Below are 7,194 nucleotides of genomic sequence, written 5' to 3' on the forward strand. Positions count from 1 at the left end.
TTTGGGTTTCTTGTGGAAATTGTTGAGTTTTGCATATTGATTCAACTTTATAGGTCCCCGTGTTGAGTGCTGTAGTCGTCCAAACTAAAAGGCACTTTGGCGGGGCTTTTTTATTTGTAATTGTGTAGTGCAAGTATAAACAATCATGGTGGGGAATCGTAGGGAAACGAGGAGAAAGAGTGGGGTTTTTGGAGTTAAAATACAGGTAGGTTATATCTGCTTACTATTTATTATCAAACTTGGATTGATGCATTTTTAGTTTATGGTGATAAATATCGTAGTATACCTGATCTTTATTAACAGTGAATAAGTCAGAGTTATTAGGTAAGCCTTTTAATGCCTTGCCTGCGAATATTTTGTAACCAAATTGTTTTATATGGTATTTTACCTTTTGCTTAACCCCAATATTTATATTTTCAAATTGTTTTATAAAATCTCTTATAAGCTCAAAAGTTTCAATATATAATCTCTTGTCATTGAGGGTGATACGCCATATAGGTGTCCCCTTATGTAAGCCGTTAAACCTTATTGGTGTACGCCGTGTATTGTAGGGTACTTTTTCAAACCTAGTTTCCGGGTTTAAACCTAGCTCTGTTAGTTTGTTATAAGCCTTAAGCAAGGCATCATTCAATTTGTATTCCTGAATGTAATCAAACTCCAACTCTTCAATGCCTAAAAACTTTGCTGTTGTTATACGGTTGTTTCCTTCAAATATAAAGTATTTATCACCATACTTGTGTAAGATTTTTGGTTGTGAGGCTTTACCGTGTTTATTGTAAATTATCTCGTAGGCTGCTTGACGTTCACCATAGTTACTTTTTTTTAAACTACCTAAAGTTTCGATCCAAGTTTGTGAATGATAGCCAGGGTGAGTTGTGCCCACTATTTTGTCAAGTTTAACAGCTACTTTATCGGTAATAATAGGTTTTTGCTTATAGAAACAATAGTCCTCTAAATCTTGTGGCTGGATATTAGTATCATAATGCCAAGGCAATGGCTGATATTCTAAACCTAACTTTTTTAGTCTTTGTATGGCCATCTCTACTAAAGTATTATTCATAGTTTTAAAGCAGGTGTATATTTATTGGTAAAAGTATAACTTAAACGCTTGGTTTTATCTAAAAAGTCAGGTGGTGTGTTTTATTTGAATAGGAATAATACCTTGAGCTTTCCAAAGAAACTTTTGAAATGTGCTTATTGAAATTTTTATAAGTCCATGCTTTTGACGATCATACACCTCATTAGTTCTGGCATTAACAACCGTCATATCTGATTCAATTATTGCGATATATTTTTGATATGCTTTGCCAATGGTCGCTTTTTCCTCTTGTGGTAAACAGTAAAGCCCTTTAATAATCCCCTTAGCCGTAGGTGTTAGTTTTACGGCATTTTGGTTATTTATGGACTGATGTTCTAAAAAACTCAAGTCAAACCCTAAACTTTGGAATTTTTTCGCTTTTCGGCTTAATGATTTTACTGTTATTGCTCTGCCTCCAACACTGAGAGCAATAGTAATTTGCCCTTGGTTGATTCTATCTTGAATTAATTCAACCAGCTTATCTCGTAAGTCCAAGCCTGTCACTACACCAGGTAATTTTAGTCTTCTGACTTTAGTTTTAGTATTATAATAAGCTGTGAAACGGAGTAAAGCAGCAGAAAAAGTCAAACCATTGGCTTTTTTAGCACTACCTGACTGACAGTAGTAAATGAAATCATTAGGCTCAAACCACTTGTCATAAATAATTTTCTCTATTCTATCCAGCATAACTTGTTTGGTTAAAAATACTTCTGATTAAAATATAATTGTTAAAATAAGTAACTTTGTAGTGTTTACATTAGCAAATATACTTTAACCCTTTTATTTATTAAAGTTTTGAAGTCAAAAACCAGAATATATGAAAAGAAATTCTCCACCAACAAAGGCCTGTATCTACCTCGACCAATTTGCCATAAGCGATATGGTCAAAGCAACTAATGATACCATTTGGTTCGAAATCAAAGAAGCTCTTGAGGAAGCATACAGACGAGATAAAGTGTTTTGTCCTGCATCTTATGAATATTTTATAGAGTCAGCACAAGCAACTTTTGAAAGAGGCAAGTCATTTGAATATTTTGTTGATCAAATTTCTGATGGTTATTCTTTCAAGACGGAATTTGAAGTAACATCTCAACTAATCTCTTCCTACATCAGAAAAAACAGCGTTACCCAAAATACCTATCTACAAACCTACCCTGCCGGAATTTTGAGTAATACAAAAAAACATAATAAGCTTGAAGAAGCTAATAAAGCCCACAAGTCCTTAATTAAAAAAGCCACTGCACCTGTCAATGAATTAAGAAAGGTTACTAATGCTCAAAAAATAGAACAAAAGAACAAGCAGCAGATGATTAGTAGCATGAAAATCATCAAAACATTCAGCTTCTTAGCAAGACTTGAGCAAGTAAAAAAAACGGGAATTCTTAAACCTGTAAACGATAAGATTGGCATCAAATCTATTCCTAACTGGGCAGATGTAATTATTAAGCGTTTGCTCGAAGTTCATAACTTTTCTAAAAAAGAACTGGGCAAACTCATTGTTGAGGTTAAAAACCACAACTTTGATAATATACCATCACTTGATATCAGGAACACTCTTGAAGTGGCTTTAGCAATCGATAGCAAAAAAGAAACTTCTGGCGACCAGATGGATATATCAAGAATTGCAACTGGATTACCTATTTCAGAGATATTGTTGACTGATAAAAAACGTAAATCTGAACTTATAGAATTTGGGCTTGATAAAAAGTATGGTACTAAGATATTTTCTGGAACCAAGCAAGACTTACCAGCGTTGAGAACAACCCTTGTGGAGTTATGTGAAAAATAACTAATTTTGACAGGGCATAGTTTTGAAACAAAACAGTTCATCAGCTTTATGCTTTTGGAGTAAAAGTAATTAATACCAATGAGAGAAAATATAAGAAGAGCCAAGCTGCAAGAGTTTATAGAGTCCTTGGGGCTTGATCATATACAATTTGCAATAAACATTAACGTACCTGATTATATCATTAAGGATATACTAGCAGGCAACAAACCTATTTATACCACATTGTATGACCGCATTATTTTTGCTTACCCTGATGTAAACCTTCACTGGTTGATGACTGGTCAGGGAGCCCCTCTTTTGAAAGATGCATCAGAAAACACCCCAGGGGAAGAACCTTCTTTGACAATAGACGATCCCACAAGGACTGGTACTATCACTCAAGAAGCAATTCGTCAGGTTGAAAGTAATCAACTTGATCAGTATTTTGAGCTAATGGATAAAGTCACACCTACTTCTGAAAGCCACACTTATGAGGCTTTGAGACAAAGCTTTTTGGCTGATAAGACTCCACCAAATTTTGAACAAAAACTAAAGGTTTTTACCAGAAAGATTGCCAGGCTAAACAGTGATAATAATAATCCTATATCATAGTTGTTTGGCAAACAATAATATAAGTGGAAAAGATAAAATGGCACAGTAGAAACCATGCCATTGGTATTTCATCAGAATTACAAACTACTTAGCCTTACGATTTCATTATCCTTGGGCGAGTCTACAGTATAATAAGTATACTCAGAGTCATATTTTGTGAATTTATAATTCACCTTTTTAAAGCGAAGCATCTTTAAAATTTCAGTCAAAGTGGTCTGCATGCTTTGTTTATTCTTGTTACTTGCAAATGCACCACCAGTAAACTCAAGAGTAGTAAATTTATATCCACTAATGGAGGTTTCAATATTCTCAAGCCAAAGTTTTTGGTAAGCAATTTTCTTATACGCCTTACGCATTTGAGGGAACTCCCTTAATTGAACCAGCTTTACTTGATATTCCAACTGTTTTCCTACTTGCTTTACCTGTGGGTCGTTTGCAGCCTCAGCTTCTTTGATCATTTTTGCCCAAACATCAAAAAGGGCTACTTCAATCTGAATAGACTGTATTGTTTCTCTATACCCTGAACCATCAAAGGATTTTGATGTTAATGATTTTAACTCACGCTCAAGTTGCTCTTTCAAAGATACCTTAGGAGTCGTTTGTGCAGATGTGTCGCTCTCCACCTGATTGCTTTCTCCTTCATTCAGAGAGTCAGGAGCATTAACTGTCCTTTCAGAAATACTAGCCGTATTTTCAGAAGTGTTGGTTACTGCTTCGTTTGCTTGCCTCTTTTCTTCATTATCAGAACCCACTGCCAAGGCAATAATGCCAATAATAACAGTGACTCCTATTTTCCATTTCTTAGCAATTTGTTGATTTTTCCAAAGCGCATATAAGCCAACTGGAAAAAATACCACACATAATACAACTACAAGGGGTTTATTGTCATACCAACTTTGTGATTGTTGAGGATTTTGACTACTCATTTTTTTAAGTTTTAGTAAATAATTGCCAAACTACTGATAAAGCAATCAAAGTTTGAAATAATTCGGAAAAATTAACCTTGCAATTACCTTTCTGGTCATCGTCTGTTTCTTCTTTGTTGGCAGTTATTTTTAAGAGCCAGGAGCAAATCTTTGTAATTAGCCCCAACACTATCAAAACCAACCCATCATAAACCTTTGCCCCACCCGTGGCGTGTGTTACGCCTATGTGGGCGAAACAGGGGCAAGCACTGGAAAAAGCCTGTTTACTGACTAGTTTGACCAACTACCTTTACAGAATCTGCTACCCTTTAGCACTGACCCAAACTCTAGTTTACCACCAGATAAAAAGCGTTCACAAGAATGCATAAAAGAGTCGTTCCCTTTAGACAATACATAAGAATACCCAAAAGACTACTACAGAAGAAAAAGAAAAAAAAGAAAACGGACAGCCTGGTTATTTTTCTCTTTCTCTTTTTTTTTAAGGAAATATTCCGATCAGGATTAAGACTTGAATGGAGTGTTGGGAAATGCCAGGCCAATAACTTGCGACCTCCACTTTATGAGCATTAGCAGTAGAAGTTATACTACTACCACCATCCGCGTATGGGTGATCGTTGTTTGTTTGCTTTTCATATTTAACATTCAAAAAGCCCGAATCTAAAATAAGCGTTTTTAGCAGGGTATGGCTTGCGATCTATAAAACAGGACTTCCCTACACTCGTTTTTCTTTGACGCGTGTTGCGGCTCTATGGGCGAAATAGGGGTAAGTCCTGGCTTGGGTAGCTACCCATTAAAGAAAAACACTAAAAAAAACTCCTATCTGCTATTATGGGTTACATTAGGTGATTTATCTAATTTGTCAAGCTAAGCATGCTAATTTGGCAAGGTTCGATGACAATTTGGCAAGCTTGCCATACCAGCAAGCAATAAGAGAAGTACAGCTACAACACTCAGCTTATTTTATCCCTCCTGCTCCCCAGGCAAAGCAAGCCAGGTCTGCCTGCTGAACAACTTGCTCCCCATAGGATGAAGACTATACCTGGTTTACTGACTAATTTGACCACCTGCCTTTAGGGAATCTACTACCCCTTTAGCACTGCCCCAAACTCTACTTTACCAGCAGATAAAAAGCGTCCACAAGAATGCATAAAAGAGTTGTTCCCTTTAGACAATACATAAGAATACCCAAAAGACTACTACAGAAGAAAAAAAGAAAAAGAAAACGGACAGCCTGACTATTTTTCTCTTTCTCTTTTTTTTAAGGAAATATTCCGATCAGGATTAAGACTTGAATGGAGTGTTGGGAAATGCCAGGCCAATAACTTGCGACCTCCACTTTATGAGCATTAGCAGTAGAAGTTATACTACTACCACCATCCGCGTATGGGTGATCGTTGTTTGTTTGCTTTTCATATTTAACATTCAAAAAGCCAGAATCTAAAATAAGCGTTTTTAGCAGGGTATGGCTTGCGATCTATAAAACAGGCTACCCTTTAACACTCGTTTTTCTTTGACGCGTGTCGCGGCTCTATGGGCGAAACAGAGGTAAGTCCTGGCTTGGGTAGCTACCCATTAAAGAAAAACACTAAAAAAAACTCCTATCTGCTATAGATTGTATTAGTTGACTTATATAAGTGACTCATTATGATGCCAAATTGTCAAGCTAAGCATGCTAATTTGGCAAGGTTCGATGACAATTTGACATGCTTGCCATACCAGCAAGCAAGAAGAGAAATACAGCTACAGCACTCAGCTTATTTTGTCGCTCCTGCTCCCCAAGCAAAGCAAGCCAGGTCTGCCTGCTGAACAACTTGCTCCCGATAGGGCGAAGGCTATACCGTTTTTACCGACTGATTAGGCACCTGCCTTTACGGGATATGCCCTGTAATCGGTAACCAAGAGGTAACAACTTTCGGTAATTAAGAGGTAACAACTATTCATACAAAAAATAGAATATAAACACCTAATTAACAAGATTTTATATTCAAATAATTGATTGTATTACCTCTAAAAACTGTTACCTCTTAATTACGAAAAAGTGTTACTTTTTAATTACCGATCACAGCCCCCTTTAGCACTGCCCCAAACTGTACTTTACCACCAGATAAAAAGCGTCCACAAGAATGCCTAAAAGAGTTGTTCCCTTTAGACAATACATAAGAATACCCAAAAGACTACTACAGAAGAAAAAAAGAAAAAGAACAAAAAGAAAACGGACAGCCTGGCTATTTTTCTCTTTCTCTTTTTTTTCTTTTTAAGGAAATATTCCGACTAGGTAAATGTTCAAGGCTTGAATGGAGTGTTGGGAAATGCCAGGCCAACAACTTGCGACCTCCACGTTTATGAGCATCAGCAGTAGAAGTTATACCACCACCCGTGTGTAGGTTATCAGGATCAAGTGTTGTTTATCTGCTTGTCATGTTTACATTCAAAAAGCAAGAATCTAAAATAAGCGTTTTTAGCAGGGTATGGCTTGCGATCTATAAAATAGCTTACACTTTCTACACTCGTTTTTCTTTGACGCGTGTTGCGGCTCTATGGGCGAAATAGGGGTAAGTCCTGGCTTGGGTAGCTACCCATTAAAGAAGAACACTTAAAAAAACTCCTACCTGCTATTATAGATTACATTAGTTGATATTATTAAGTGATGTAGTATTATGTCACCAAATTGTCAAGCTAAGCATACAGCTACAACACTCAGCTTATTTTATCCCTCCTGCTCCCCAGGCAAAGCAAGCCAGGTCTGCCTGTTGAACAACTTGCTCCCCATAGGATGAAGACTATACCTGTTTTTTACCGACTGATTAGGC

The 7,194-nt window shown here is 36.6% G+C and carries 5 protein-coding genes; 2 read left to right on the forward strand and 3 right to left on the reverse strand.

Annotation, left to right across the window (positions count from 1 at the left end; genetic code table 11):
• Positions 1–223: 223 nt before the first annotated feature.
• Entirely contained in the window at positions 224–1,060 is an 837-nt protein-coding gene (locus Q0954_RS32050) for a hypothetical protein (protein WP_299465466.1), read from the reverse strand.
• Between the two features lie 66 nt (positions 1,061–1,126).
• Positions 1,127–1,765 (reverse strand): hypothetical protein, encoded by a 639-nt coding sequence (locus Q0954_RS32055; RefSeq protein WP_299465469.1) that lies wholly within the window; start codon positions 1,763–1,765, stop codon positions 1,127–1,129.
• A 130-nt stretch (positions 1,766–1,895) separates the two neighbouring features.
• On the opposite strand from Q0954_RS32055, the gene Q0954_RS32060 reads away from it, so the two are divergent.
• Both Q0954_RS32060 and Q0954_RS32065 read left to right on the forward strand, forming a co-directional pair.
• Positions 1,896–2,867, forward strand: a complete 972-nt coding sequence (locus Q0954_RS32060; RefSeq protein ID WP_299465472.1) for a hypothetical protein — start codon at positions 1,896–1,898, stop codon at positions 2,865–2,867.
• Between the two features lie 78 nt (positions 2,868–2,945).
• Positions 2,946–3,458 (forward strand): hypothetical protein, encoded by a 513-nt coding sequence (locus tag Q0954_RS32065; protein WP_299465475.1) that lies wholly within the window; start codon positions 2,946–2,948, stop codon positions 3,456–3,458.
• A gap of 77 nt (positions 3,459–3,535) precedes the next feature.
• Here the strand turns inward: Q0954_RS32065 and Q0954_RS32070 are convergent, their stop codons facing one another.
• Positions 3,536–4,384, reverse strand: a complete 849-nt coding sequence (locus tag Q0954_RS32070) for a hypothetical protein (RefSeq protein ID WP_299465478.1) — start codon at positions 4,382–4,384, stop codon at positions 3,536–3,538.
• Between the last annotated feature and the right edge of the window lie 2,810 nt (positions 4,385–7,194).

Source organism: uncultured Microscilla sp. (genome assembly GCF_947493425.1).
GTDB lineage: Bacteria > Bacteroidota > Bacteroidia > Cytophagales > Microscillaceae > Microscilla.